Below are 23680 nucleotides of genomic sequence, written 5' to 3'. Positions count from 1 at the left end.
GGAAGTGTCCGGTAGATGGTTGAAGTGTCCCGTGGTGTCCGGCTCGGCGTCGACGTCGGCCAGGTCCGGGTCGGGGTGGCTCGCTCCGATCCGCACGGCATCCTGGCCACCCCGCTGGTCACCCTGGCCCGCGATCTGACGACCGGTCCGGACGCGGTGCCCACCGACATCGCCGACCTGGTCCGGCTGGCCGCCGAGCACGAGGCGGTCGAGATCGTCGTCGGCCTGCCGGTCAACCTCGCCGGAAAGCATGGTCCCGCGGCGGCGAACGTCTCGGCGTACGCTGCCCGGTTGGCCGATGTAATGGGGTCGATTCCGGTGACGCTGACGGACGAGAGGATGTCGACCGTGGTGGCTAGTCGTAGGCTGGCCGAACGGGGCGTCCGGGGAAAGCGCCAACGGGCGGTGGTCGACCAGGCCGCCGCGGTGGAGATTCTGCAGAGCTGGCTGGACGCGCAGCGGAGGCGGACGCAATGATCGACGATCTTGATCTCGGGTTCGACGAGGCGGAGAGGGGGGAGAAGGGCCGGCACCGGCGCAGCGCCGTGCGTAAGCGCAACGGCGGGTCGGGTGGCGGCCGGGGCAAGACCATCTTCGCCCTGCTGATGGCGATGGTGCTGCTGGGCGGCATCGGCGGCGGCGCGTACGTCGGCTTCGACCGGATCCGCAACCACTTCGTCACCCCGGACTACGACGGACCGGGCACGGGCGAGACGCTGGTCGAGGTGAAGGCCGGCGACAGCCTCACCGACATCGGGAACACCCTCTACGACGCGGGCGTGGTGAAGAGCACCAAGGCGTTCATCGAGGCCGCCGACGCGAACTCGCGCAGCAAGAACATCCAGGTCGGCCGGTACAAGGTCCGCAAGGAGATGAAGGCCGCGGACGTGATCACGCTGATGCTCGACCCGAAGAGCCGGGTGGTCAACGGGGTGACCATCCCCGAGGGCACGATCAGCCTGAACATCTACCAGATCCTCTCCAAGCAGACCAAGATCCCGGTCAAGGACTTCCAGACCGCCGCGAAGGACCCGGTCAAGCTGGGAGTGCCCGCCTTCTGGTTCAACCGGGAGGACGGCAAGAAGGGCCCGAAGAGCATCGAGGGCTTCCTCTACCCGTCCACCTACGAGATCCCGCCGAAGGCCACCGCCGAGCAGATCCTGTCGATGATGGTGGACCAGTTCCTGACCGTGGCCCAGCAGCTCGACTTCGTCGACCGGGCGCAGAAGGAACGGAAGATCTCGCCGTACGAGGCGCTGATCACCGCCTCGATCGCCGAGGCCGAGTCGGTCAACGCGGTCGACCTGCCGAAGGTGTCCCGGGTGATCTACAACCGGGTCTACGCCGGCAAGATCGGCTGCAAGTGCCTCGGCATCGACAGCGGCATCAACTACTACTTCCGCCTGCAGGGCAAGGACCCGAAGGACTCCGACGACCTGCTGCAGAGCGAGATCAACGACCTGAAGAACCCGTACAACACGCACAACGTGGCCGGCCTGCCGATCACCCCGATCAGCAACCCGGGTGAGGCCGCGCTCAAGGGCGCCCTGGAGCCGCCGCCCGGCGACTGGATCTTCTTCATGACGGTGGACCAGAAGGGCACCATGGGCTACGGCTCGAACGACGCCGACTTCCGCAAGCTGCAGCGGCAGATGTGCGACAACAAGGTGCTCACCGGGGAGAACTGCACCTGATGAAGGCCGCCGTGGTCGGCCGGCCGATCGCCCACTCGCTCTCCCCGGTGATCCACAACGCCGGGTACGCGGCGGCCGGGCTGACCGGGTGGTCGTACACCCGGATCGAGTGCGCGGCCGACGAGCTGGCCGGCCTGGTCGCGGGCCTGGGCCCCGAGTGGGCCGGCCTGTCGGTCACCATGCCGGGCAAGGAGGCGGCGCTCGCGGTGGCCGACGAGGCCTCGCCGGTCGCCGCCGCGGTCGGCGCCGCCAACACGCTGGTACGCCGGCCGGACGGCACCTGGTACGCCGACAACACCGACGTCGCGGGCATGGTCGACGTGCTCACCGCCGCCGGTTGCGCGGCCGGCGCCACGGTCACCGTGCTGGGCGCGGGCGGCACCGCCCGGGCGGCCGTCGCGGCGGCGGCCCGGATCGGCGCGGCCGAGGTGACCGTGGTGGCCCGGCGGCCGGAGGCGGTGCGGGAGCTGTGCCCGATGGCCGAGGCGCTCGGTGTCCCGCTGGCCGGCGCGCCCTGGGACGGTGATCCGGCGCACGCCCGGGCCGACCTCGTGGTCTCCACCGTGCCGAAGGGCGTGGCCGACCGGCTCGCGGACAACTTCGACTGGCGGCCCGGGACGGTCTTCTTCGACGTGGTCTACGACCCGTGGCCCACACCGCTCGCCGCGGCGGCGGTCGCCGCCGGCTGCCGGGTGGTCTCCGGGCTGGACCTGTTGCTGGCCCAGGCGGTCGGCCAGTTCGAGCAGTTCACCGGCGTCTCCGCCCCCCGCGAGGCGATGCGCGCCGCGCTCGCCGAGGCGCAAGGAAGGGCCCCGTGTTAACGCCTGCGGTATAGCAGGGGCCCCCTCCTAACCGTTCGGGCGGCGAGCGCGTCCGCAGGGCGGGACGGGGCGGGCAGGACGACCCGGCGGACACCGGGCGTGACAGACTGACCGCTGTGTTGCGCTGGCTGACTGCAGGTGAATCGCACGGACCCGCCCTCGTCGCGCTGCTGGAGGGGGTGCCCGCCGGCATCGAGGTGACCACCGCGGAGATCTCCGACGAACTGGCCCGGCGCCGGCTCGGCTACGGCCGGGGCGCCCGGATGTCCTTCGAGCAGGACGAGGTCGAGGTCATCGGCGGGCTCCGGCACGGCGTGACGCTGGGCAGCCCGGTGGCCATCCGGGTGGGCAACTCGGAGTGGCCGAAGTGGCGCACCGTGATGGCCGCCGACCCGGTCGACGCGGAGGAGCTGGCCGGGCAGGCCCGCAACGCCCCGCTCACCCGCCCGCGCCCCGGCCACGCCGACCTGGCCGGCATGCAGAAGTACGGCCACACCGACGCCCGGCCGATCCTGGAGCGGGCCAGCGCCCGGGAGACCGCCGCGCGGGTCGCCGTGGGCACGGTCGCCAAGGCCCTGGTCAAGCAGGCTCTCGGCGTCGAGATCGTCTCCCACGTGGTGGAGCTCGGCCCGATCGGCGTCAAGCCCGGCCTGCGGCCGACCCCGTCCGACGCCGCCCGGATCGACGCGGACCCGCTTCGCTGCCTCGACCCGGAGGCCAGCGCCCGGATGGTCGCCGAGGTCGACGCCGCCAAGAAGGCGGCCGACACGCTCGGCGGCGTGGTCGAGGTGCTGGCGTACGGGGTGCCGCCGGGCCTGGGCAGCCATGTGCAGTGGGACCGCAAGCTCGACGCGCGGCTGGCCACCGCGCTGATGTCGATCCAGGCCATCAAGGGCGTGGAGATCGGCGACGGCTGGACGCAGGCGCGCTCGCGCGGCTCCGAGGCGCACGACGAGATCCTGCCCACCGCCACCGGGGTGCGCCGGGTGACCGACCGGGCCGGCGGGCTGGAGGGCGGCATCACCACCGGCGAGCCGCTGCGGGTGAAGGCGGCCATGAAGCCGATCTCCTCGCTGAACCGGGCGCTGGCCACGGTCGACGTGCTCACCGGCGAGCCCGCCACCGCGATCAACCAGCGCTCGGACGTGTGCGCGGTGCCGGCCGCGGCCGTGGTGGCGGAGGCCATGGTGGCCCTGGTGCTGGCGGAGGCGGCGGTGGAGAAGTTCGGCGGCGACTCGGTCGCCGAGATGCGCCGCAACCTGTCCGGTTACCTCGACGCCCTGGTGATCAAGTGAGCACCCGGCCGGTCTGCGTGCTGGTCGGGGCGCCCGGCTCCGGCAAGACCACGGTGGGACGGGCGCTCGCGGCGGCACTCGGCGTCGGGTTCCGGGACACCGACGGCGACATCGAGCAGCTCGCCGGCAAGCCGATCCCGGAGATCTTCGTGGACGAGGGGGAGGAGCACTTCCGTACCCTCGAACGGGCCGCGGTGGCGGCGGGGCTGGCCTCGCACACGGGCGTGCTCGCCCTCGGCGGCGGCGCGATCCTCGCCGAGGAGAACCGCGCCGCGCTGGTCGGGCACACCGTGGTGCACCTGTCGGTGGAGCTGTCCGACGCCGTGAAGCGGGTCGGCCTGGGGGCCGGCCGGCCGCTGCTGGCGCTGAACCCGCGCGCCACCCTCCGGCACCTCATGGAGCAGCGCCGCCCGCTCTACGCCGAGGTGGCCACCGCGACGGTGCTGACCGACGGGCGTACCCCGGAGGAGATCGCGACCGAGATCGCGGCGCTGCTCAAGCCCTGACCGCCACGGGCCGGGGCGCCCGCTCCGGCCGCCAGGTGACCAGCAGGGCGAGGGCCAGCAGGATCTCGGCCAGGTCGCCGCCGTAGTACATCACCGTCGCGCCGGCCCGCAGCTCGTCCCCGGTCGCCGGCACGTCCACGAGCAGCCCGGCGTAGAGAAGTTGGGCGAGCACGGCGTGCGCCGCCACGCCCAGCCCGAGCACGACCAGCCGGATCGGGACCCGGGGCCGGTGCGGGCCGGGATCCGGCCCGGCGATCGACCAGGTGAACAGGTAGCCGCTGAGCACGAAGTGCAGCAGCACCAGCCCGTGCAGCGCCGGCTGGGTCAGGGTGGCCCGGTACAGCGGGGTGAGGTACAGCAGCCAGAGCCCGCCCGCGGTGAGCAGCAGCCCGGTCACCGGGTGGGCGAGCGCCTGGAGGGCCGGGTGGCGCAGCAGGCGCAGCGCCGCGCGGCCGACCCGCCGGTCCACCGTCCGCAGGGCCAGCGTGCCGGGTGCGCCGAGCACCAGGGCCAGCGGCGCCAGCATGCCGAGCACCAGGTGCTGCGCCATGTGCCCGGGCAGGTCGGCGGCGGGAAGCAGCAGCCTGGTGGCGAGCAGCGCCGCGCCGAGGGCGAAGCTCGCCGTCCGCCGGTGGTCCCACCCGGCCCGGCCCGGGTCCCGCTGCCGCAGGGCCGCCGCCAGGTAGGCCCAGAACAGCACCGGGGGTACGAGCGCGGCGGCCGGGAAGCCGCCGGCGGCGTGCCCGGCGTGGGCGAGGCTCACCGCCCCTCCGCAGCGCAGAGGTCGACGGCCGAGGCGCGCCGCTGCACCGCCCAGCCGATCACGACGAAGATCGCCCCGAGGGTCAGGAAGCCGAGGTCCCACCAGAGCTGGTGCGGGCCGCCGCGCACGTGGTGGATGCCGAGGATCTGGTGGTCGACGAGCCCTTCGACCAGGTTGAACAGGCCCCACCCGACCAGCGCCCAGCCCCACAGCGCGGGGGAGCGCCACAGCCTGCCCCGGGACCGGGTGACCCGGGCGTACAGCAGGGCCAGGCCGGTCAGCACCGCCACCCAGGTGACCGTGTGGAACAGGCCGTCCCAGAGCGTGTTCATCTTGAGCCCCGCCACCGTGTCCACCGGGTAGTACCTGACCCCGATCCGGTCCGTGTCCGTGCTGCTCAGCAGGTGGTGCCACTGGAGCACCTGGTGGAGCAGGATGCCGTCGACGAAGCCGCCGAGGCCCACGCCGAGTATCGTCGCCGGCCCTCGGATGTCGGCGCCGTCGATGGTTGGTCGGGTCATGCCTGCACCTCCGCCGTCGGGGGTTCGTTCGCACCGTTACTGCCCACTCCTGCCCGGTCAAACGTCGGGGACGGCGGATCGGCCACGGAGTGGACAGTGGCCGCCCCGGCGCCGCCGGCTCGACTAGGCTGCCCGCGATGGACGAGGTGACCCGGATTCCGGTCGGCGGCGACCGGCCGTACGACGTGCTGGTGGGACGCGACCTGTTGGACCCGCCGCCCCGGCTGCTGCCCGGCGCCGAGCGGGTGGCCTTCCTGCACGCGCCTCCGCTCAAGGGGCTGGCCGAGGAGCTGGCCGGGCGGGTGCGCGAAGGCGGGGTGACCCCGCTGCTCATCGAGGTGCCGGACGCCGAGGCGGGCAAGCACGTCGACGTGGCCGCGGCCTGCTGGGACCGGCTCGGCGAGGCGGGCTTCACCCGCAGCGACGCGGTGGTCGGGGTGGGCGGCGGCGCGGTGACCGACCTGGCCGGGTTCGTGGCGGCCAGCTGGCTGCGCGGGGTGCGCTGGGTGCCGGTGGCGACGTCCCTGCTCGGCATGGTCGACGCGGCCGTCGGCGGCAAGACCGGGATCAACACGGCCGCCGGCAAGAACCTGGTCGGCGCCTTCCACCCGCCGGCCGGGGTGATCTGCGACCTGGCGACGCTGGACAGCCTGCCGCCGGCCGACCTGGCCGCCGGGATGGCCGAGGTGGTCAAGTGCGGGTTCATCGCCGACCCGGTGATCCTCGACCTGGTGGAGCGGGACCCGGCCGCCGCGCTGGACCCGACCGGGCCGGTGACCCGCGAGCTGATCGAGCGGGCGGTCCGGGTCAAGGCGGACGTGGTCTCCGGTGACCTGCGCGAGTCCGGGGTGCGTGAGGTGCTCAACTACGGGCACACGCTGGCCCACGCGATCGAGAAGGTGGAGGGCTACCGCTGGCGGCACGGGCACGCCGTCGCCGTGGGCCTGGTCTACGCGGCCACCCTGGCGCGCCTGGCCGGGCGGCTGGACGCGGCCACCGCCGAGCGGCACCGGGCCGTGGTGGCGGCGCTCGGCCTGCCCACCGGCTACCGGGCCGACGCCTGGCCGGAGCTGCTGGCCGCCATGCGGGTGGACAAGAAGGCCCGGGGCAGCCGGCTGCGCTTCGTGGTGCTGGACGGCCTGGCCCGCCCGGCGATCCTGGAGGCACCGTCGGACGAGCTGCTGGCGCGGGCGTACGAGGAGGTCAGCTCGTGAGGGTCTACGTGCTCAACGGGCCGAACCTGGGCCGGCTCGGCACCCGCCAGGTCGACGTCTACGGGGTCACCAGCTACGCCGACCTGGTGACCATGTGTGAGGAGACCGGCCGCGAGCTGGGGCTGGACGTGGTGGTCCGGCAGACCGACGCCGAGCACGAGCTGCTGGGCTGGCTGCACGCGGCGGCCGACGAGGGTGCGGCCGTGGTGCTCAACCCGGCCGCCTGGTCGCACTACTCGATCGCGGTCCGGGATGCGTGCGCCCTGCTGCGCGGCCCGCTGGTCGAGGTGCACATCTCCAACATCCACGCCCGCGAGGAGTTCCGGCACCACTCGGTGGTCTCCGCGGTGGCCACCGGGGTGATCTGCGGACTGGGCGTGGACGGCTACCGGCTCGCCCTGCGTCACCTCGCCGCGGCCGCTCCGGCCAGCGCCGGGCAGCCGGTTCGACACAGCTAGTAGACTTCGTGGGTCTGTCCGCCAATTGAAGATCAAGGCAGGAAATGGCCTCCACCAACGACCTCAAGAACGGCCTGGTACTCAACCTCGACGGCGAGCTGTGGGCCGTCGTCGAGTTCCAGCACGTCAAGCCCGGTAAGGGCGGTGCGTTCGTGCGTACCACGCTGAAGAACGTGCTGTCCGGCAAGGTGGTCGACAAGACCTTCAACGCGGGCACCAAGGTCGAGACCGCCACCGTCGACAAGCGCACCATGCAGTACCTCTACGCCGACGGCGAGGACTACGTCTTCATGGACCTGGAGACGTTCGACCAGATCACCGTCCCCGGCGGCACCGTCGGCGAGGCGGCCAACTACCTCCTCCCGGAGGCCGAGGCCACCGTCGCCACCCACGAGGGCCTGCCGCTCTACATCGAGCTGCCGACCTCGGTCGTGCTCGAGATCACCTACACCGAGCCGGGTCTGCAGGGCGACCGGTCGACCGGCGGCAACAAGCCGGCCACCGTCGAGACCGGCGCCACCGTCCAGGTGCCGCTGTTCATCACCACCGGCGAGAAGATCAAGGTCGACACCCGCGACGGCCGTTACCTCGGCCGAGCCTGATGGCCGAGGGTCCCAAGCAGCAGATGCCGGCGCGCCGCAAGGCGCGCAAGCGGGCGCTGGACGTGCTCTTCGAGGCCGACCTGCGGGACCGGCCGCCCGTCGAGGTGCTCGCCGGCTACCTGGAGCGGATCGAGAAGCCCCGCCCGGAGCACGTCGGTTACGCGGTCGGCCTGGTCGAGGGCGTGGCCGCGCACCTGGACCGGATCGACGAGGTGATCGCCAGCTACGCCGAGGGCTGGACGCTGGACCGGATGCCGGCGGTCGACCGCAACCTGGCCCGGATCGCGGTCTACGAGCTGCTCTACGTCGACGAGATCGACGACGCCGTGGCGATCAGCGAGGCCGTCGAGCTGGCCCGGCAGATGTCGACCGACGACTCGCCGCGCTTCCTCAACGGCATCCTCGGCCGCATCGCCGAGTACGCCACCCGCTGACGGTCGCCGCCACTGCGCGACGAAGGGCCCGTGCCGGAACGGCACGGGCCCTTCGTGTGGGCGTCGGTGAGGGTCAGGACGCGAAGAAGGCACGCGGGTCGGCGACCAGCACACCGTGCTCGGTGAGCCGCTCGATCAGGCCCGACGGCGAGGCGTCGTAGACGATCGCGAGGGCGCGCAGGTCGTCGGCGCGGATGGAGAGCACCCGGCCGTTGTAGTCACCGCGCTGCTGCTGGATGGCGCGGGCGTACCGGGCGACGTAGGCCAGGTCCTCGGAGGCCTCGTCGTAGAGCCGCTCCAGGTCCAGAACGATCTTGCTGGTGGGCTCGTGGCGCACCCCGCTGCCGTCGGGCAGCAGCTCCGAGACGGGAACTCGGTAGAAGTCGGCCAGCTCCGCCAGGCGGGACACGGTGACGGCGCGGTCGCCGCGCTCGTACGAGCCGACCACCACGGCCTTCCACCGCCCGTTCGACTTCTCCTCCACCCCCTGCAGGGACAGGCCCTGCTGCTGGCGGATGGAGCGCAGGCGGGCGCCCAGCGACTTGGCGTATTCAGAGGGCATTCGGACACTCCCAGTGCTGCTCGGGGTTCTCCCAGCTATCGCTACGGAGCGTGACGGTACGGGGATTGCGACATGCGGTCAAGTGTTCGTGACGACCCCGGTTGGCCCGGTGTGCGGGTTGTCCGCATTTCTCCACGCTGACCCGCTGGTCAGTCCCGGCGGCGGCCGACCCGGTGACCGCTGGTAACGTGGCACGAAGCCCCGCTCCGGGCCCGCCACGGCCCGCCGGAGCCAACCAGACGTCCTTTAACGACCCGTCCCGTGAGGCGGGGAAGGAGGTCCGCCGTGGCCTACCCACCGGCTGCCCACCCGTCGCCGCCGCGACAACCCTCGGTGAAGGTGATCCTCGCCGCCGCCGACGTGTCGCGGGTGGTCGACCGCATCGCACACCAGATCCTGGAGAAGACCCAGGGCGCCGCCGACACCGTGCTGCTCGGCATCCCCACCCGTGGGGTCCCGCTTGCGAAGCGGCTCGCCGCCCGGATCAGCACCTTCGAGGACGTGACCGTCCCGGTCGGGGTGCTCGACATCACGCTCTACCGCGACGACCTGCGCCGGCACGCCACCCGCGCGGTCGGCCCCACCGACCTGCCACCGGGCGGGATCGACGGGCGGCGGGTGATCCTCGTCGACGACGTGCTCTTCTCCGGCCGCACCGTGCGGGCCGCCCTGGACGCGCTCAGCGACGTCGGCCGCCCGGCGTCGGTGCAGCTCGCCGTCCTGGTCGACCGGGGGCACCGCCAGCTGCCGATCCGCGCCGACTACGTCGGCAAGAACATCCCCACCGCGCTCGCCGAGAGCGTCAAGGTCACCCTGGCCGAGACGGACGGCGCGGACGAGGTACGGCTGCACGGAGGCGCCTCATGATCCGTCACCTGCTCTCCGGGGCCGACCTGGACGCGGCCACCGCCACCCGGATCCTGGACACCGCGGCCGAGATGGCCACGGTGGCCGGCCGTGAGGTCAAGAAGCTGCCGGCGCTGCGCGGCCGGACCGTGGTCAACCTCTTCTACGAGGACTCCACCCGCACCCGGATCTCGTTCGAGGCGGCCGCCAAGCGGCTCAGCGCCGACGTGATCAACTTCTCCGCCAAGGGCTCCAGCGTGGCCAAGGGGGAGAGCCTGAAGGACACGGCGCTCACCCTCCAGGCCATGGGCGCCGACGCGGTGGTCGTCCGGCACCCGGCCTCCGGCGCCCCGCACCGGCTGGCCAACTGGGTGGACGGCTCGGTGGTCAACGCCGGCGACGGCACGCACGAGCACCCCACCCAGGCGCTGCTCGACGCCTACACGATGCGGTCCCGGCTGGGTCGCCTGGACGGCCTGCACGTGGCGATCGTCGGCGACGTGCTGCACTCCCGGGTGGCCCGCTCCAACGTGCTGCTGCTCTCCACCCTCGGCGCGAAGGTGACCCTGGTCGGCCCGCCGACCCTCATCCCGGTCGACATCTCTCCCGCGCTCGCCCCCGGCACCGATGTCTCCTACGACCTCGACACCGTTCTTCCCGGTGTGGACGTGGTGATGATGCTGCGGGTGCAGCGGGAGCGGATGAACGACTCCTACTTCCCCTCCGCCCGCGAGTACGCCCGCCGCTACGGGCTGGACGGGCCGCGGATGCGCCGGCTGCCCGAGCACGCGATCGTCATGCACCCCGGCCCGATGAACCGGGGGATGGAGATCACGCCCGAGGTGGCCGACTCGCCCCGCTCCACCATCGTCGAACAGGTCGCCAACGGGGTCTCCGTGCGGATGGCCGTCCTCTACCTGCTGCTCGGAGGGAACAACCGGTGACCGCGTACCTGGTCAGGAACGTGAGTGTGGTCGGCGGCGCGCCGACCGACCTGCTGATCCGCGACGGCGTCGTGGCGGAGACCGGCGCCGGCCTGGCCGCGCCGGACGCCACGGTGCTCGACGCCACCGGCCTGGTGGCACTGCCCGGCCTGGTCGACCTGCACACCCACCTGCGGGAGCCGGGCCGGGAGGACGCCGAGACCGTGGAGTCCGGCTCCCGGGCCGCGGCGCTGGGCGGCTATACGGCGGTCTGCGCCATGGCGAACACCTCGCCGGTGGCCGACACGGCCGGCGTCGTCGAGCAGGTCTGGCGGCTCGGCCGGGAGGCCGGGCTGGTCGACGTGCAGCCGATCGGCGCGGTCACCGTCGGCCTGGCCGGCGAGCGCCTGGCCGAGCTGGGCGCGATGGCCGACTCGGCGGCCCGGGTGCGGATCTTCTCCGACGACGGGCACTGCGTCGCCGACCCGAAGCTGATGCGCCGGGCCCTGGAGTACGTCAAGGCGTTCGACGGGGTGATCGCCCAGCACGCCGAGGAGCCCCGGCTCACCGAGGGCGCGCAGATGCACGAGGGTGAGGTCTCCACCCGGCTCGGGCTGACCGGCTGGCCGGCGGTCGCCGAGGAGGCGATCATCGCCCGGGACGTGCTGCTGGCCGAGCACGTCGGCAGCCGGCTGCACATCTGCCACGTGTCCACGGCGGGCAGCGTCGAGGTGCTGCGGCACGCCAAGGCGCGCGGGGTGAAGGTCACCGCCGAGGTGACCCCGCACCACCTGCTGCTGACCGACGAGAAAGCCACCACGTACGACCCGGTCTACAAGGTCAACCCGCCGCTGCGCACCGCCGACGACGTCGCCGCGCTGCGGGCGGCCCTGGTCGAGGGCGTGATCGACATCGTCGCCACCGACCACGCGCCGCACGCCGTCGAGGACAAGGAGTGCGAGTGGGCGTACGCCCGGCCGGGCATGCTCGGCCTGGAGACGGCGCTCTCCATCGCGCTGGACGTGCTCGGGCCGCAGTGGGACCTCATCGCCGAGCGGATGTCCCGCGCCCCGGCCCGGATCGCCGGGCTGGACGGGCACGGGCTCGACCCCGCCCCCGGCGTGCCGGCGAACCTGACCCTGGTCGACCCGGCCGCCCGCCGCGTCGTCGAGCCGGCGGAACTGGCCAGTCGCAGTCGCAACACCCCGTACGCCCGCATGACGCTGCCGGGTCGCATCGTGGCGACCTTCCTGCGCGGCGAGCCGACGGTCCTGGACGGAAAGGCAGTTCGATGACCAAGCGGAGGCCCGCGATCCTCGTCCTGGAGGACGGGCGCACGTTCCACGGCGAGGCGTACGGCAGCGTCGGGGAGACCTTCGGTGAGGCGGTCTTCAACACCGGCATGACCGGCTACCAGGAGACCCTCACCGACCCCTCCTACCACCGGCAGGTCGTGGTGCAGACCGCGCCGCACATCGGCAACACCGGCGTCAACGGCGAGGACGACGAGTCCGGCCGGATCTGGGTGGCCGGCTACGTGGTGCGCGACCCGGCCCGGATCGGCTCCAACTGGCGGGCCACCGGCGGGCTGGAGGACCGGCTCGCCGCCGAGGGTGTGGTCGGCATCAGCGGCATCGACACCCGGGCGCTCACCCGGCACCTGCGCGAGCGCGGCGCCATGCGGGTCGGCATCTCCAGCATCGACGACGACCCGGCCGCCCTGCTCGACCGGGTCCGCCACGCGCCGCAGATGGTCGGCGCGGACCTGTCCGCCGAGGTGACCACCGAGAAGCCGTACGTCGTCGAGGCGGTCGGCGAGCACCGCTTCACCGTCGCGGCCCTGGACCTCGGCATCAAGCGCAACGTGCCCCGCCGGCTCGCCGCCCGCGGCGTCACCACCCACGTGCTGCCCGCCGGCTCCTCGATCGAGGAACTGCTGGCCACCGGCGCGGACGCGGTCTTCTTCTCGCCCGGGCCGGGCGACCCGGCCACCGCCGACGGGCCGGTCGCCCTGGCGCGGGAGGTGCTCGGCCGGCGGATCCCGCTGTTCGGCATCTGCTTCGGCAGCCAGATCCTCGGCCGGGCGCTCGGCTTCGGCACCTACAAGCTCGGCTACGGCCACCGCGGCATCAACCAGCCGGTGCTCGACCGGGCCACCGGCAAGGTCGAGGTGACCAGCCACAACCACGGCTTCGCGGTCGAGGTGCCGGGCGCGGGGGCCGGGGCGGTCGTCCCCGACCAGGTGATCGACACCGAGTTCGGCGGCGTCCAGGTCTCCCATGTCTGCCTCAATGACAACGTGGTCGAGGGGCTGCGGGCCAGGGACGTGCCCGCCTTCACCGTCCAGTACCACCCGGAGGCGGCGGCCGGCCCGCACGACGCGGACTACCTCTTCGACCGTTTCGCCGAGCTGATCGAGGGGCGCAAGGATGCCTAAGCGGACCGACCTCAAGCACGTCCTCGTGATCGGCTCCGGGCCGATCGTCATCGGCCAGGCCTGCGAGTTCGACTACTCCGGCACCCAGGCCTGCCGGGTGCTGCGCAGCGAGGGGATCCGGGTCAGCCTGGTCAACTCCAACCCGGCGACGATCATGACCGACCCGGAGTTCGCCGACGCCACCTACGTCGAGCCGATCACCCCGGAGTTCGTCGAGCTGGTCATCGCCAAGGAGCGCCCCGACGCGCTGCTGCCCACCCTGGGCGGGCAGACCGCGTTGAACACCGCGGTCGCCCTGCACGAGGCCGGCATCCTGGAGAAGTACGGCGTCGAGCTGATCGGCGCCAACATCGAGGCCATCAACCGGGGCGAGGACCGGCAGCTGTTCAAGGACATCGTGGCCAAGGCCGGCGTACGCCTCGGGCTGGACGACCCGTCGTCGCTGGTGCCCCGCTCCCGGGTCTGCCACACCATGGACGAGGTCCGCGAGACCGTCGGCGAGCTGGGCCTGCCGGTGGTGATCCGGCCGTCGTTCACCATGGGCGGCCTCGGCTCCGGCATGGCGCACACCGACGAGGACCTGACCCGCATCGCCGGGGCCGGCCTGGCCGCCAGCCCGGTGCACGAGGTGCTCATCGAGGAGAGCGTGCTCGGCTGGAAGGAGTACGAGCTCGAACTCATGCGCGACCGCCACGACAACGTGGTGGTGGTCTGCTCGATCGAGAACCTCGACCCGATGGGCGTGCACACCGGCGACAGCGTCACCGTGGCCCCGGCCATGACGCTGACCGACCGGGAGTACCAGCGCCTGCGTGACCTGGGCATCGCGGTGCTCCGCGAGGTCGGGGTCGACACCGGCGGCTGCAACATCCAGTTCGCGGTGAACCCGGCCGACGGCCGGATCGTCGTGATCGAGATGAACCCGCGGGTGTCCCGCTCGTCGGCCCTCGCGTCGAAGGCCACCGGCTTCCCGATCGCCAAGATCGCCGCGAAGCTGGCCATCGGCTACACCCTCGACGAGATCCCCAACGACATCACCCTGAAGACCCCGGCGGCGTTCGAGCCGACCCTGGACTACGTGGTGGTGAAGATCCCCCGGTTCGCGTTCGAGAAGTTCCCCGGCGCGGACCCGGAGCTGACCACCACCATGAAGTCGGTCGGCGAGGCGATGAGCCTCGGGCGCAACTTCACCGAGGCGCTGAACAAGGCGATGCGCTCGATGGAAACCAGATCATCGGGTTTCTGGACCACCCCGGACCCGGAGGGGGCTACCCGGGAGAACACCCTCGCCGCGCTGCGGATGCCGCACGACGGCCGGATCTACACGGTCGAGCGGGCGCTGCGGCTGGGCGCGTCGATCGCCGAGGTGGCCGAGGCGTCCGGCGGGATCGACCCCTGGTTCCTGGACCAGATCGCCGCGCTCGTGGAGCTGCGGGCCGAGATCGTGGACGCCCCCGTGCTCGACGCCCACCTGCTGCGCCGGGCCAAGCGGGCCGGCCTCTCCGACCGGCAGCTCGCCGCGCTCCGCCCCGAACTGGCGGCCGAGGACGGCGTCCGGACCCTGCGCCACCGGCTCGGGATCCGGCCGGTCTACAAGACGGTGGACACCTGCGCGGCCGAGTTCGAGGCGACCACGCCGTACCACTACTCCACGTACGACCAGGAGACCGAGGTCGGGCCCTCGGACCGGCCCAAGGTGCTCATCCTGGGCTCCGGGCCGAACCGGATCGGGCAGGGCATCGAGTTCGACTACTCCTGCGTGCACGCCGTCATGGCGCTCCGGGAGGTCGGCTACGAGACGGTGATGGTCAACTGCAACCCGGAGACCGTCTCCACCGACTACGACACCGCCGACCGGCTCTACTTCGAGCCGCTCACCTTCGAGGACGTGCTGGAGGTCTGGCACGCCGAGGACTCCTCCGGCAAGGCGGCCGGCGGCCCCGGCGTGGTCGGGGTGATCGTGCAGCTCGGCGGGCAGACGCCGCTCGGGCTGGCCCGGCGGCTCAAGAACGCCGGCGTGCCGATCGTCGGCACCTCCCCGGAGTCGATCCACCTGGCCGAGGAGCGCGGCGCGTTCGGCGCGGTGCTGTCCCGGGCCGGGCTGCGCGCCCCGGCGCACGGCATGGCCACCTCGTACGACGAGGCCAAGGGGATCGCCGACGAGATCGGGTACCCGGTGCTGGTCCGCCCGTCGTACGTGCTCGGCGGCCGGGGCATGGAGATCGTCTACGACGACGCCACCCTGCGCGACTACATCGGCCGGGCCACCGACATCTCGCCGGACCACCCGGTGCTGGTGGACCGCTTCCTCGACGACGCCATCGAGATCGACGTGGACGCCCTGGTCGACGCCGACGGCGCGGTCTACCTGGGCGGTGTGATGGAGCACATCGAGGAGGCCGGCATCCACTCCGGCGACTCCTCCTGCGCGCTGCCGCCGATCACCCTGGCCGGCTCGCACCTGGCCCAGGTGCGCCGCTACACCGAGGAGATCGCCCGCGGGGTCGGCGTGAAGGGCCTGCTCAACGTCCAGTACGCGCTCCAGGGCGACATGCTCTACGTGCTGGAGGCCAACCCGCGCGCCTCCCGGACGGTGCCGTTCGTCTCCAAGGCCACCGCCGTGCCGCTGGCCAAGGCGGCGGCCCGGATCGCGCTCGGCGCCACCATCGCCGAGCTGCGCGCCGAGGGGATGCTGCCGCCCACCGGTGACGGCGGGACGATGCCCGCCGACGCCCCGATCGCGGTCAAGGAGGCGGTGCTGCCGTTCAAGCGGTTCCGCACCCCGTCGGGCAAGGGCATCGACGTGCTGCTCGGCCCGGAGATGAAGTCCACCGGCGAGGTGATGGGCATCGACACCAACTTCGGGCACGCCTTCGCCAAGTCGCAGTCCGCCGCGTACGGGTCGCTGCCGACCGCCGGGAAGATCTTCGTCTCGGTGGCCAACCGGGACAAGCGCGGCATGATCTTCCCGATCAAGCGGCTGGCCGACCTGGGCTTCGAGATCGTGGCCACCACCGGCACGGCCGAGGTGCTGCGCCGGCACGGCATCGCCTGCGAGCAGATCCGCAAGCACTACGAGTCGGGCGAGGGCGAGGACGCCGTATCGCTGATCCTCGGCGGCGACGTGGCGCTGGTGGTGAACACCCCGCAGGGCTCGGGCGCGAGCGCCCGCTCCGACGGCTACGAGATCCGCAGCGCCGCCGTGACGGCGGACATCCCCTGCGTCACGACGGTGCCCGGCGCGGCCGCCGCGGTGATGGGCATCGAGGCGCGGATCCGGGGCGACATGCGCGTCCGCCCCCTCCAGGAGCTCCACGCCGCCCTCCGGGCCGGCGAGTGACCGCGGTGCCGACCGCGGTGCCGACCGCGTCGATCATGAGGTTGGCGGCAGTCGAGGAGATCGACTTCGCCGTCAACCTCATGATCGACGCAGCGGGGGTGGGCGGACGGTGATCTTCGAGAAGGTTGTCCGGCCCCGGTTGTTCGGGATCGGGGGCGGGGACGCCGAGGCGGCGCACGAGTGGACCTTGGCGCGCCTCTCCGGGGTGGCTCGGCGGCCGGGCGTGCTGGCGGCCCTGCGGGCGCGGTACTTCCGGGCGGCGCCGCGGACCGTGTTCGGGGTGGAGTTCCCGAATCCGGTCGGGTTGGCGGCCGGGATGGACAAGAACGGGGTGGCGCTGCCGGCCTGGCCGGCGCTGGGCTTCGGCTTCGTCGAGGTCGGCACGGTCACCGCGCACGCCCAGCCGGGCAACCCTCGGCCCCGCCTGTTCCGGCTGCGCGACAGCGAGGCCGTGGTCAACCGGATGGGCTTCAACAACGCCGGCGCCGACGCCCTCGCGGCCCGGCTGGCGGCGCTGCCGCGCCCGCTCGGCGTCCCGCTGGGCATCTCGCTCGGCAAGTCCAAGGTGACCCCGCTGGACGAGGCGGTCGAGGACTACCTGGCCTCCCACCGCGCACTCAAGGGACACGGGGACTACTTCGCGGTCAACGTGTCCTCACCGAACACCCCGGGGCTGCGCTCGCTCCAGGACCGGTCCCACCTGGACGCGCTGCTCGCGGCCCTCGTGGGGGAGAAGCCGGTGCTCGTGAAGATCGCCCCCGACCTCACCGAGCCGGCCGTCGCCGAGCTGCTGGAGGTCTGCCTCGACCGCGGCGCAGCCGGGGTGATCGCCACCAACACCACCCTCGCCCGCGACGGGCTCGCGCCGGCCGACCGGGCGTCGGGCGCGGAGACCGGCGGCCTCTCCGGCCGCCCGCTGACCGACCGCGCCCGGGAGGTGGTCGCCTTCGTGCACCGCGAGACCGGCGGCCGGCTGCCGGTGATCGGCGTGGGCGGCATCCTCGACCCGGACGACGCCACCCGGATGTTCGACGCCGGGGCGAGCCTCGTCCAGCTCTACACCGGTTTCATCTACCGGGGCCCGGCCCTGGTCCGGTCGGTGGCCCGGGCGGCCGCCCGGCACTGACCGGGCGGCCGGACACCACGAAGGAGAACCGTGACGCCCGAGGAGATCCTCGCCGCCGACCGCCGGCACGTCTGGCACCCGTACGCGGCCCTGCCGCCGGCCAGCCCACCGTACGTGGTGGACAGTGCCGAGGGCGTGCGGCTGCGGCTGGCCGACGGCCGGGAACTGGTCGACGGGATGTCGTCCTGGTGGGCGGCGATCCACGGCTACCGGCACCCGGTGCTGGACGCGGCGGTCACCGACCAGCTCGGCCGGATGAGCCATGTCATGTTCGGCGGCCTCACCCACGAGCCCGCGGTACGCCTGGCGCGGACCCTGGTGGAGCTGGCCCCGGACGGGCTGGAGCACGTCTTCCTGGCCGACTCCGGCTCGGTCAGCATCGAGGTGGCGGTGAAGATGTGCCTGCAGTACCAGCGGGCGCTGGGGCGGCCGGAGCGCCGCCGGCTGGGCACCTGGCGCGGCGGCTACCACGGCGACACGTTCCACCCGATGAGCGTCTGCGACCCGGAGGGCGGCATGCACCACCTCTGGGGCGACGTGCTGCCCCGGCAGGTGTTCGCGCCGGTGCCACCGTCCGGTTTCGACACCCCGCCCGACCCGGCGTACGAGGCGGCGCTGGTGGACGCGGTGGAACGGAACGCCGGGGAACTCGCCGCGGTGATCGTCGAGCCGGTGGTGCAGGGCGCCGGCGGGATGCGCTTCCACCACCCGCACTACCTGCGGGTGCTGCGCGAGGTGACCCGGGCGCACGGGATCCTGCTGGTCTTCGACGAGATCGCCACCGGCTTCGGCCGGACCGGCACCATGTTCGCGGCCGAGCACGCCGGGGTCGCCCCGGACGTGCTCTGCGTCGGCAAGGCGCTCACCGGCGGGTACCTCACCCTGGCCGCGGCGCTCTGCACCCCCGAGGTGGCCCGGGGGATCTCCGCCGACGGGGTGCTGGCGCACGGCCCCACCTTCATGGGCAACCCGCTCGCCTGCGCGGTCGCCAACGCCTCCCTGGACCTGCTGCGGGCCGGGGACTGGGCCGGCCGGGTGGCGGGCATCGCCGAGGGCCTGCGAGCCGGCCTGGCGCCGCTGCGCGACGCCCCCGGGGTGGCCGACGTGCGGGTGCTCGGCGCGATCGGCGTGGTGCAGCTCGACCACGAGGTGGACCTGCCGCGGGCGACCGCCGCCGCGGTGGCGCAGGGCGTCTGGCTGCGCCCGTTCCGGGACCTCGTCTACACCATGCCGCCGTACGTCTGCGACGAGGCGGACGTGGCACGGATCGCGGCCGGCGTGGCCGCGGCGGTCAAGGCCGGCTGAGCCCGGCGGACGGCACCACCGGCGGCGGGACGACGTCGCCGGACACGACGCGGCCCGGCGCCGCGCCAGGAGAGGGAGAGACGCGATGGAGACCTTCGGCGCCCGCCTGCACCGGGCCGTGGCCGAGCGGGGACCGCTCTGCGTGGGGATCGACCCGCATCCCGGGCTGCTGGCCCGCTGGGGCCTGACCGACGACGTCGAGGGCCTGGACCGGTTCTGCCGGACGGTGGTGGAGGCCATCGGCGACCGGGTGGCCGTGGTCAAGCCGCAGTCGGCGTTCTTCGAGCGTTTCGGGGCGCGCGGGGTTGGAATCCTTGAGTCAACTATCCGACAGTTGCGAAATGCGGGCTCGCTCGTTCTCCTCGACGTCAAGCGCGGCGACATCGGCTCGACGGTCAGCGCCTACGCCTCGGCGTACCTTGATCCATCCAGCCCGCTGTATGTCGACGCGGTCACCGCGAGTCCCTACCTGGGGGTGGGTTCGCTCGCGCCGATGTTCGAGCTGGCGGCCGCGCACGGCGGCGGCGTCTTCGTCCTGGCGCTCACCTCGAATCCCGAGGGTGCCGCCGTGCAGCGCGCCGTCGGCGCCGACGGGCGCACCGTGGCGCAGACCGTCATCGACGAGATTTCGCAGCTCAACCAGGGTGCCGAGCCGCTCGGCAGCTTCGGGCTGGTGGTGGGCGCGACGATCGGTGACACCGGTCACGACCTTACGGCGGTGCACGGTCCGCTGCTCGCCCCGGGGCTCGGCGCGCAGGGCGCGACGGCCGCCGACCTGCGTACCGTCTTCGGCTCCGCCCTGCCCTCGGTGCTGCCGTCGTACTCCCGGGAGGTGCTGGGTGCGGGGCCGGACCCGGCCGCGCTGCGCGCCGCCACCGACCGGGTCCTGGCCGAGTGCCGGGCCGCCCTGGCCACCCCGTGACTGACTGACGGCTCGGTCACTTTCCGTTGATCTTCGCGCGTCCACGTTGCCGAAAACGCCGTTGACCGCTAGTTTTCCCCGCGCTGGGAACCACTGACCCCTTTGGTTGCCAGCGACACCACGTTTCACAGCTGCGGTGGTGCGCCCCGCCCGCCGTACTAGGGACCTGAGGAGAACTGGTGCCGCTCCCGTCACTGACCCCCGAACAGCGCGCTGCCGCGCTGGAGAAGGCCGCGGAGATCCGCAAGGCCCGTGCTGAGCTGAAGGAGCAGCTCAAGCAGGGCAAGACCACCCTCGCCACCGTCCTCGAGCGGGCCGAGTCCGACGACGTCGTGGGCAAGCTGAAGGTTTCGGCCGTGCTCCAGGCGATGCCGGGCATCGGCAAGATCCGAGCCACCCAGATCATGGAGAAGCTCAAGATCGCTGACAGCCGCCGGCTGCGTGGCCTGGGCGAGCAGCAGCGCAAGGCGCTGCTTGGAGAGTTCGCCGCCAACTGAACGACCCACCGTGTAGAAACAAGCGGTGAGCACGGATGACGAGGCGCGCCCGGCGGCTCGGCTCACTGTCCTGACCGGACCTTCGGGGACCGGCCGGGAGAGTGTCGTCGAGCTGGTCCGGGCGCGCTTTCCGTCCGTGTGGGTGCCGGTGGCCGCGACCACCCGGCCGGCCCGCCCCGGCGAGGTGGACGGCGTCGACCGGCTCTTCGTCGACGCGGGTGACTTCGACCGGATGGTCGCGGCCGACGAGCTGCTGGAGTGGAGCCGGGTCGGGCCGTACCGGCGCGGGGTGCCGCGCGCGGGCGTGCGGTCCCGGCTCGCCGAGGGGCTGCCCGTGCTGCTCCCGCTGGACCTGCCGGGCGCGCTCGCCGTCCGGGCCACGGCGCCGGACGCGCGGCTGGTGCTGCTCACCCCGCCGGCGTACCGGCCGGACCCCGCCGTCGCGGCCGCCTTCGCACACGCCGTGGTGCACGACCGGACCGAGCGCGCGGCCGAGGAGCTGGTAGGCTTGCTCGGTTCTTCCTTCCTGGCTCCGGCCCGACCGCGCCCGAGCGGTTGAGAGGCCACCGCCCCCGGGCGGTGCACAACGACGCAGAGGTTAATTCGTGGGATCCATCGCCAACCCCGAAGGCATCACCAACCCGCCGATCGACGAGCTCCTCGAGAAGACCACCTCGAAGTACGCGCTGGTCATCTTCGCCGCCAAGCGCGCGCGCCAGGTCAACGCCTACTACAGCCAGCTCGGTGAGGGCCTGCTGGAGTACGTCGGCCCGCTGGTGGAGACCACCCCCCAGGAGAAGCCGCTCTCCATCGCCATGCGCGAGATCAACGCGGGTCTGCTCACCGCCGAGCCGACCGACCAGCCGTAAGCCCCGCCCGCGCCGATGGCCGCCGAGATCGTCCTCGGGGTCGGTGGCGGCATCGCCGCCTACAAGGCGTGTGAGCTGCTCCGGCTCTTCACCGAGTCGGGTCACCGGGTCCGGGTCGTGCCGACCGCGTCGGCGCTCCGTTTCGTCGGGGCGCCGACCTGGGCCGCGCTCTCCGGCCAGCCGGTCGCCGACGACGTCTGGTCCGACGTGCACGAGGTGCCGCACGTCCGCCTCGGGCAGCACGCCGACCTGGTCGTGGTGGTGCCCACCACGGCCGACCTGCTCGCCAAGGCCGCCCACGGCCTGGCCGACGACCTGCTCACCAACACCCTGCTGACCGCGCGCTGCCCGGTCGTGCTCGCGCCGGCCATGCACACCGAGATGTGGGAGCACCCGGCCACCGTCGCGAACGTGGCGACCCTGCGGTCCCGTGGCGTCCTGGTGATCGAGCCCGCGGTCGGCCGGCTCACCGGCAAGGACACCGGCAAGGGCCGGCTGCCCGACCCGGCCGAGATCTTCGCGGTCGCCCGCCGGGCCCTGGCCCGCGGCGGCGCCGCCCCGGCCGACCTGGCCGGCCGGCACGTGGTGGTCACCGCCGGCGGCACCCGCGAGCCGCTCGACCCGGTCCGCTTCCTCGGCAACCGCTCCTCGGGCAAGCAGGGCTACGCGTTCGCCCGCGCCGCCGTGGCCCGGGGCGCCCGGGTCACCCTGGTCTCGGCCAACGTCGCGCTCGCCGATCCGGCCGGTGCGGACCTGCTCCGGGTGGGCAGCACCGAGGAGCTGCGCAAGGCCACCCTGGAGGCGGCCGCCGACGCGGACGCCGTGGTGATGGCCGCCGCGCCCGCCGATTTCCGGCCGGCGACGTACGCGCCCGGTAAGATCAAGAAGTCGGACGACGGCAGCGCGCCCACCATCGAGCTGGTCACCAACCCGGACATCGCGGCCGAGCTGGGCCGGCGCCGGCGGCCGGAGCAGGTGCTGGTGGTCTTCGCCGCCGAGACCGGCGACGCCGAGGCCAACGGCCGGGCCAAGCTCGCCCGCAAGCGCGCCGACCTCATCGTGATCAACGAGGTCGGCGTGGACAAGGTCTTCGGGGCCGAGACCAACGCCGCCACGGTGATCGGGGCGGACGGGTCGGTGCACCGGATGCCCGAGCAGCCCAAGGAGGACCTGGCCGACGCCGTCTGGGACCTCGTGGTCGCCCGGCTGGCGGAGCGGTCCTGACGGTTGGTCACTCTCCGGTTCCCCGGGTCACCCTGGGAGCACGGTGACTAAACTGCCGCCGAGCACCTTTAAAAGTCTTCACATGCTTAGGAGTGCCGTGACACGTCTCTTCACGTCCGAATCGGTCACGGAAGGCCACCCGGACAAGATCGCCGACCAGATCAGTGACGGCATTCTCGACGCACTGCTCGCCCAGGACCCGCACAGCCGCGTGGCGGTCGAGACCCTGATCACCACCGGCCAGGTGCACGTCGCCGGCGAGGTGACCACGAAGGCGTACGCCGACATCCCCACCATCGTGCGGGACACCATCCTGTCGATCGGCTACGACTCGTCGAAGAAGGGCTTCGACGGCGCCTCCTGCGGCGTGAGCGTGTCGATCGGCGCCCAGTCGCCGGACATCGCGCAGGGCGTGGACAACGCGTTCGAGCTGCGTACCGGCTCGTCGGAGAGCGCGCTCGACGCGCAGGGCGCCGGCGACCAGGGCATGATGTTCGGCTTCGCCTGCTCCGAGACGCCCGAGCTGATGCCGCTGCCGATCGCGCTCGCCCACCGGCTGGCCCGCCGGCTCGCCCAGGTCCGCAAGGACGGCACGATCCCCTACCTGCGGCCCGACGGCAAGACCCAGGTGACCATCGAGTACGACGGGCTGCGCCCCGTCCGGCTCGACACCGTCGTGGTCTCCAGCCAGCACGCGGCCGACATCTCGCTCGAGTCGCTGCTCACGCCGGACGTCCGCGACCACGTCATCACCCCGGAGCTGGAGGGCCTCGGCCTGGACACCGAGGGCTACCGGCTGCTGGTCAACCCGACCGGGCGCTTCGAGATCGGCGGCCCCATGGGCGACGCCGGCCTCACCGGCCGGAAGATCATCGTCGACACCTACGGCGGCTACGCCCGCCACGGCGGCGGCGCGTTCTCCGGCAAGGACCCCTCCAAGGTGGACCGCTCGGCCGCGTACGCGATGCGCTGGGTCGCGAAGAACGTGGTCGCCGCCGGCCTGGCCGAGCGCTGCGAGGCGCAGGTCGCGTACGCGATCGGCAAGGCCCACCCGGTGAGCCTCTTCGTCGAGACCTTCGGCACCGAGACCGTGCCGGTCGCCTCGATCGAGAAGGCCGTCGCCGAGGTCTTCGACCTGCGCCCGGCCGCGATCATCCGCGACCTCAACCTGCTCCGCCCGATCTACCAGCAGACCGCCGCCTACGGCCACTTCGGCCGCGAGCTGCCGGACCTGACCTGGGAGAGCACCGACCGGGCCGCCGACCTCAAGTCGGCCGCGGGAGCCTGACCGGCACCAGGCGCGGCGACCGGCGACCCGCCG

Annotated in this window: 25 protein-coding genes; 22 read left to right on the top strand and 3 right to left on the bottom strand. The window is 72.9% G+C overall.

The window, feature by feature from the left end; translation table 11 throughout:
* Window positions 1-15: 15 nt before the first annotated feature.
* The 5 genes from ruvX (at window position 16) to RMN56_RS00410 (ending at window position 4316) form a co-directional block, all read left to right on the top strand.
* Window positions 16-477 carry a Holliday junction resolvase RuvX gene (ruvX, locus tag RMN56_RS00430; RefSeq protein WP_313721787.1) on the top strand — a complete coding sequence of 154 codons (462 nt, stop codon included), beginning with the start codon at window positions 16-18 and terminating at the stop codon, window positions 475-477.
* Window positions 474-1694 carry an endolytic transglycosylase MltG gene (mltG, locus tag RMN56_RS00425; RefSeq protein ID WP_313721785.1) on the top strand — a complete coding sequence of 407 codons (1221 nt, stop codon included), beginning with the start codon at window positions 474-476 and terminating at the stop codon, window positions 1692-1694. Before ruvX ends, mltG begins: the two co-directional genes overlap by 4 nt.
* Complete coding sequence (locus RMN56_RS00420; protein ID WP_313721784.1) at window positions 1694-2515, top strand: shikimate dehydrogenase; 822 nt, start codon at window positions 1694-1696, stop codon at window positions 2513-2515. The genes mltG and RMN56_RS00420 overlap by 1 nt, the downstream gene beginning before the upstream one ends.
* Window positions 2516-2631: 116 nt before the next feature.
* Window positions 2632-3810 carry a chorismate synthase gene (gene aroC / locus RMN56_RS00415; protein WP_313721783.1) on the top strand — a complete coding sequence of 393 codons (1179 nt, stop codon included), beginning with the start codon at window positions 2632-2634 and terminating at the stop codon, window positions 3808-3810.
* Window positions 3807-4316 (top strand): shikimate kinase, encoded by a 510-nt coding sequence (locus RMN56_RS00410; RefSeq protein ID WP_313721782.1) that lies wholly within the window; start codon window positions 3807-3809, stop codon window positions 4314-4316. Before aroC ends, RMN56_RS00410 begins: the two co-directional genes overlap by 4 nt.
* On the opposite strand, the gene RMN56_RS00405 is transcribed toward RMN56_RS00410, so the two are convergent.
* Entirely contained in the window at window positions 4306-5079 is a 774-nt protein-coding gene (locus RMN56_RS00405) for a cytochrome c oxidase assembly protein (RefSeq protein ID WP_313721781.1), read from the bottom strand. The two genes, RMN56_RS00410 and RMN56_RS00405, sit on opposite strands and share 11 nt — an antisense overlap.
* Complete coding sequence (locus RMN56_RS00400) at window positions 5076-5600, bottom strand: DUF2243 domain-containing protein (RefSeq protein ID WP_313721780.1); 525 nt, start codon at window positions 5598-5600, stop codon at window positions 5076-5078. Before RMN56_RS00400 ends, RMN56_RS00405 begins: the two co-directional genes overlap by 4 nt.
* Window positions 5601-5737: 137 nt before the next feature.
* On the opposite strand from RMN56_RS00400, the gene aroB reads away from it, so the two are divergent.
* From aroB to nusB, 4 genes are read left to right on the top strand one after another with little or no spacing between them, the layout of a single operon-like run.
* A complete protein-coding gene (gene aroB, locus RMN56_RS00395) occupies window positions 5738-6814 on the top strand; it encodes a 3-dehydroquinate synthase (protein ID WP_313721779.1) in 1077 nt (358 codons plus the stop codon).
* A complete protein-coding gene (aroQ, locus tag RMN56_RS00390; protein ID WP_313721778.1) occupies window positions 6811-7272 on the top strand; it encodes a type II 3-dehydroquinate dehydratase in 462 nt (153 codons plus the stop codon). Before aroB ends, aroQ begins: the two co-directional genes overlap by 4 nt.
* Window positions 7273-7316: 44 nt before the next feature.
* The gene (gene efp, locus RMN56_RS00385; protein ID WP_151461581.1) at window positions 7317-7874 is read left to right on the top strand and encodes an elongation factor P; all 558 of its coding nucleotides are present in this window, start codon (window positions 7317-7319) and stop codon (window positions 7872-7874) included.
* 23 nt (window positions 7875-7897) lie between these two features.
* Window positions 7898-8308 (top strand): transcription antitermination factor NusB, encoded by a 411-nt coding sequence (nusB, locus tag RMN56_RS00380; protein ID WP_210406048.1) that lies wholly within the window; start codon window positions 7898-7900, stop codon window positions 8306-8308.
* Between the two features lie 73 nt (window positions 8309-8381).
* Here the strand turns inward: nusB and bldD are convergent, their stop codons facing one another.
* Window positions 8382-8870, bottom strand: coding sequence for a transcriptional regulator BldD (gene bldD, locus RMN56_RS00375; RefSeq protein ID WP_013285505.1), 489 nt, complete (start codon window positions 8868-8870; stop codon window positions 8382-8384).
* Window positions 8871-9155: 285 nt separating this feature from the next.
* Between bldD and pyrR the strand changes: the two genes are divergently transcribed.
* The 13 genes from pyrR to metK all read left to right on the top strand — a co-directional run bounded on the left by pyrR (window position 9156) and on the right by metK (window position 23647).
* Window positions 9156-9737 carry a bifunctional pyr operon transcriptional regulator/uracil phosphoribosyltransferase PyrR gene (gene pyrR, locus RMN56_RS00370; RefSeq protein ID WP_151461582.1) on the top strand — a complete coding sequence of 194 codons (582 nt, stop codon included), beginning with the start codon at window positions 9156-9158 and terminating at the stop codon, window positions 9735-9737.
* Complete coding sequence (locus RMN56_RS00365) at window positions 9734-10660, top strand: aspartate carbamoyltransferase catalytic subunit (protein ID WP_151461583.1); 927 nt, start codon at window positions 9734-9736, stop codon at window positions 10658-10660. Before pyrR ends, RMN56_RS00365 begins: the two co-directional genes overlap by 4 nt.
* Window positions 10657-11934, top strand: coding sequence for a dihydroorotase (locus tag RMN56_RS00360; protein ID WP_313721777.1), 1278 nt, complete (start codon window positions 10657-10659; stop codon window positions 11932-11934). Before RMN56_RS00365 ends, RMN56_RS00360 begins: the two co-directional genes overlap by 4 nt.
* Entirely contained in the window at window positions 11931-13076 is a 1146-nt protein-coding gene (gene carA / locus RMN56_RS00355; protein WP_313721775.1) for a glutamine-hydrolyzing carbamoyl-phosphate synthase small subunit, read from the top strand. Before RMN56_RS00360 ends, carA begins: the two co-directional genes overlap by 4 nt.
* Window positions 13069-16416 (top strand): carbamoyl-phosphate synthase large subunit, encoded by a 3348-nt coding sequence (gene carB / locus RMN56_RS00350; RefSeq protein ID WP_313721774.1) that lies wholly within the window; start codon window positions 13069-13071, stop codon window positions 16414-16416. The genes carA and carB overlap by 8 nt, the downstream gene beginning before the upstream one ends.
* 109 nt (window positions 16417-16525) lie before the next feature.
* Entirely contained in the window at window positions 16526-17542 is a 1017-nt protein-coding gene (locus RMN56_RS00345) for a quinone-dependent dihydroorotate dehydrogenase (RefSeq protein ID WP_313721772.1), read from the top strand.
* Between the two features lie 30 nt (window positions 17543-17572).
* Window positions 17573-18847, top strand: a complete 1275-nt coding sequence (locus RMN56_RS00340) for an adenosylmethionine--8-amino-7-oxononanoate transaminase (RefSeq protein ID WP_313721771.1) — start codon at window positions 17573-17575, stop codon at window positions 18845-18847.
* A gap of 85 nt (window positions 18848-18932) precedes the next feature.
* Window positions 18933-19769 (top strand): orotidine-5'-phosphate decarboxylase, encoded by an 837-nt coding sequence (gene pyrF / locus RMN56_RS00335; RefSeq protein WP_313721770.1) that lies wholly within the window; start codon window positions 18933-18935, stop codon window positions 19767-19769.
* Between the two features lie 179 nt (window positions 19770-19948).
* The gene (mihF, locus tag RMN56_RS00330; protein ID WP_013285515.1) at window positions 19949-20266 is read left to right on the top strand and encodes an integration host factor, actinobacterial type; all 318 of its coding nucleotides are present in this window, start codon (window positions 19949-19951) and stop codon (window positions 20264-20266) included.
* Window positions 20267-20291: 25 nt separating this feature from the next.
* Complete coding sequence (locus tag RMN56_RS00325; RefSeq protein WP_313721769.1) at window positions 20292-20825, top strand: nucleoside/nucleotide kinase family protein; 534 nt, start codon at window positions 20292-20294, stop codon at window positions 20823-20825.
* Window positions 20826-20871: 46 nt separating this feature from the next.
* Window positions 20872-21135: a DNA-directed RNA polymerase subunit omega gene (gene rpoZ, locus RMN56_RS00320; protein ID WP_007075826.1), complete on the top strand. Its 264-nt coding sequence runs from the start codon at window positions 20872-20874 to the stop codon at window positions 21133-21135.
* 15 nt (window positions 21136-21150) lie between these two features.
* Window positions 21151-22359, top strand: coding sequence for a bifunctional phosphopantothenoylcysteine decarboxylase/phosphopantothenate--cysteine ligase CoaBC (gene coaBC / locus RMN56_RS00315; protein ID WP_313721768.1), 1209 nt, complete (start codon window positions 21151-21153; stop codon window positions 22357-22359).
* Window positions 22360-22456: 97 nt separating this feature from the next.
* On the top strand, window positions 22457-23647 hold the full coding sequence (gene metK / locus RMN56_RS00310) for a methionine adenosyltransferase (protein WP_262287260.1): 1191 nt from the start codon (window positions 22457-22459) through the stop codon (window positions 23645-23647).
* The last annotated feature ends 33 nt before the right edge of the window (window positions 23648-23680 follow it).

This window comes from Micromonospora halotolerans, from assembly GCF_032108445.1.
Taxonomy (GTDB): domain Bacteria; phylum Actinomycetota; class Actinomycetes; order Mycobacteriales; family Micromonosporaceae; genus Micromonospora; species Micromonospora halotolerans.
This window is presented reverse-complemented; position numbering and strand designations above follow the sequence as displayed.

Coding starts and splice junctions, on each gene's coding strand:
- pyrF (WP_313721770.1), top strand. CDS start 18,933: ATGGAGACCTTCGGCGCCCGCCTGCACCGGGCCGTGGCCGAGCGGGGA.
- coaBC (WP_313721768.1), top strand. CDS start 21,151: ATGGCCGCCGAGATCGTCCTCGGGGTCGGTGGCGGCATCGCCGCCTAC.
- RMN56_RS00365 (WP_151461583.1), top strand. CDS start 9,734: ATGATCCGTCACCTGCTCTCCGGGGCCGACCTGGACGCGGCCACCGCC.
- RMN56_RS00400 (WP_313721780.1), bottom strand. CDS start 5,600: ATGACCCGACCAACCATCGACGGCGCCGACATCCGAGGGCCGGCGACG.
- efp (WP_151461581.1), top strand. CDS start 7,317: ATGGCCTCCACCAACGACCTCAAGAACGGCCTGGTACTCAACCTCGAC.
- carB (WP_313721774.1), top strand. CDS start 13,069: ATGCCTAAGCGGACCGACCTCAAGCACGTCCTCGTGATCGGCTCCGGG.
- carA (WP_313721775.1), top strand. CDS start 11,931: ATGACCAAGCGGAGGCCCGCGATCCTCGTCCTGGAGGACGGGCGCACG.
- RMN56_RS00420 (WP_313721784.1), top strand. CDS start 1,694: ATGAAGGCCGCCGTGGTCGGCCGGCCGATCGCCCACTCGCTCTCCCCG.
- mltG (WP_313721785.1), top strand. CDS start 474: ATGATCGACGATCTTGATCTCGGGTTCGACGAGGCGGAGAGGGGGGAG.
- aroB (WP_313721779.1), top strand. CDS start 5,738: ATGGACGAGGTGACCCGGATTCCGGTCGGCGGCGACCGGCCGTACGAC.
- bldD (WP_013285505.1), bottom strand. CDS start 8,870: ATGCCCTCTGAATACGCCAAGTCGCTGGGCGCCCGCCTGCGCTCCATC.
- nusB (WP_210406048.1), top strand. CDS start 7,898: ATGCCGGCGCGCCGCAAGGCGCGCAAGCGGGCGCTGGACGTGCTCTTC.
- ruvX (WP_313721787.1), top strand. CDS start 16: ATGGTTGAAGTGTCCCGTGGTGTCCGGCTCGGCGTCGACGTCGGCCAG.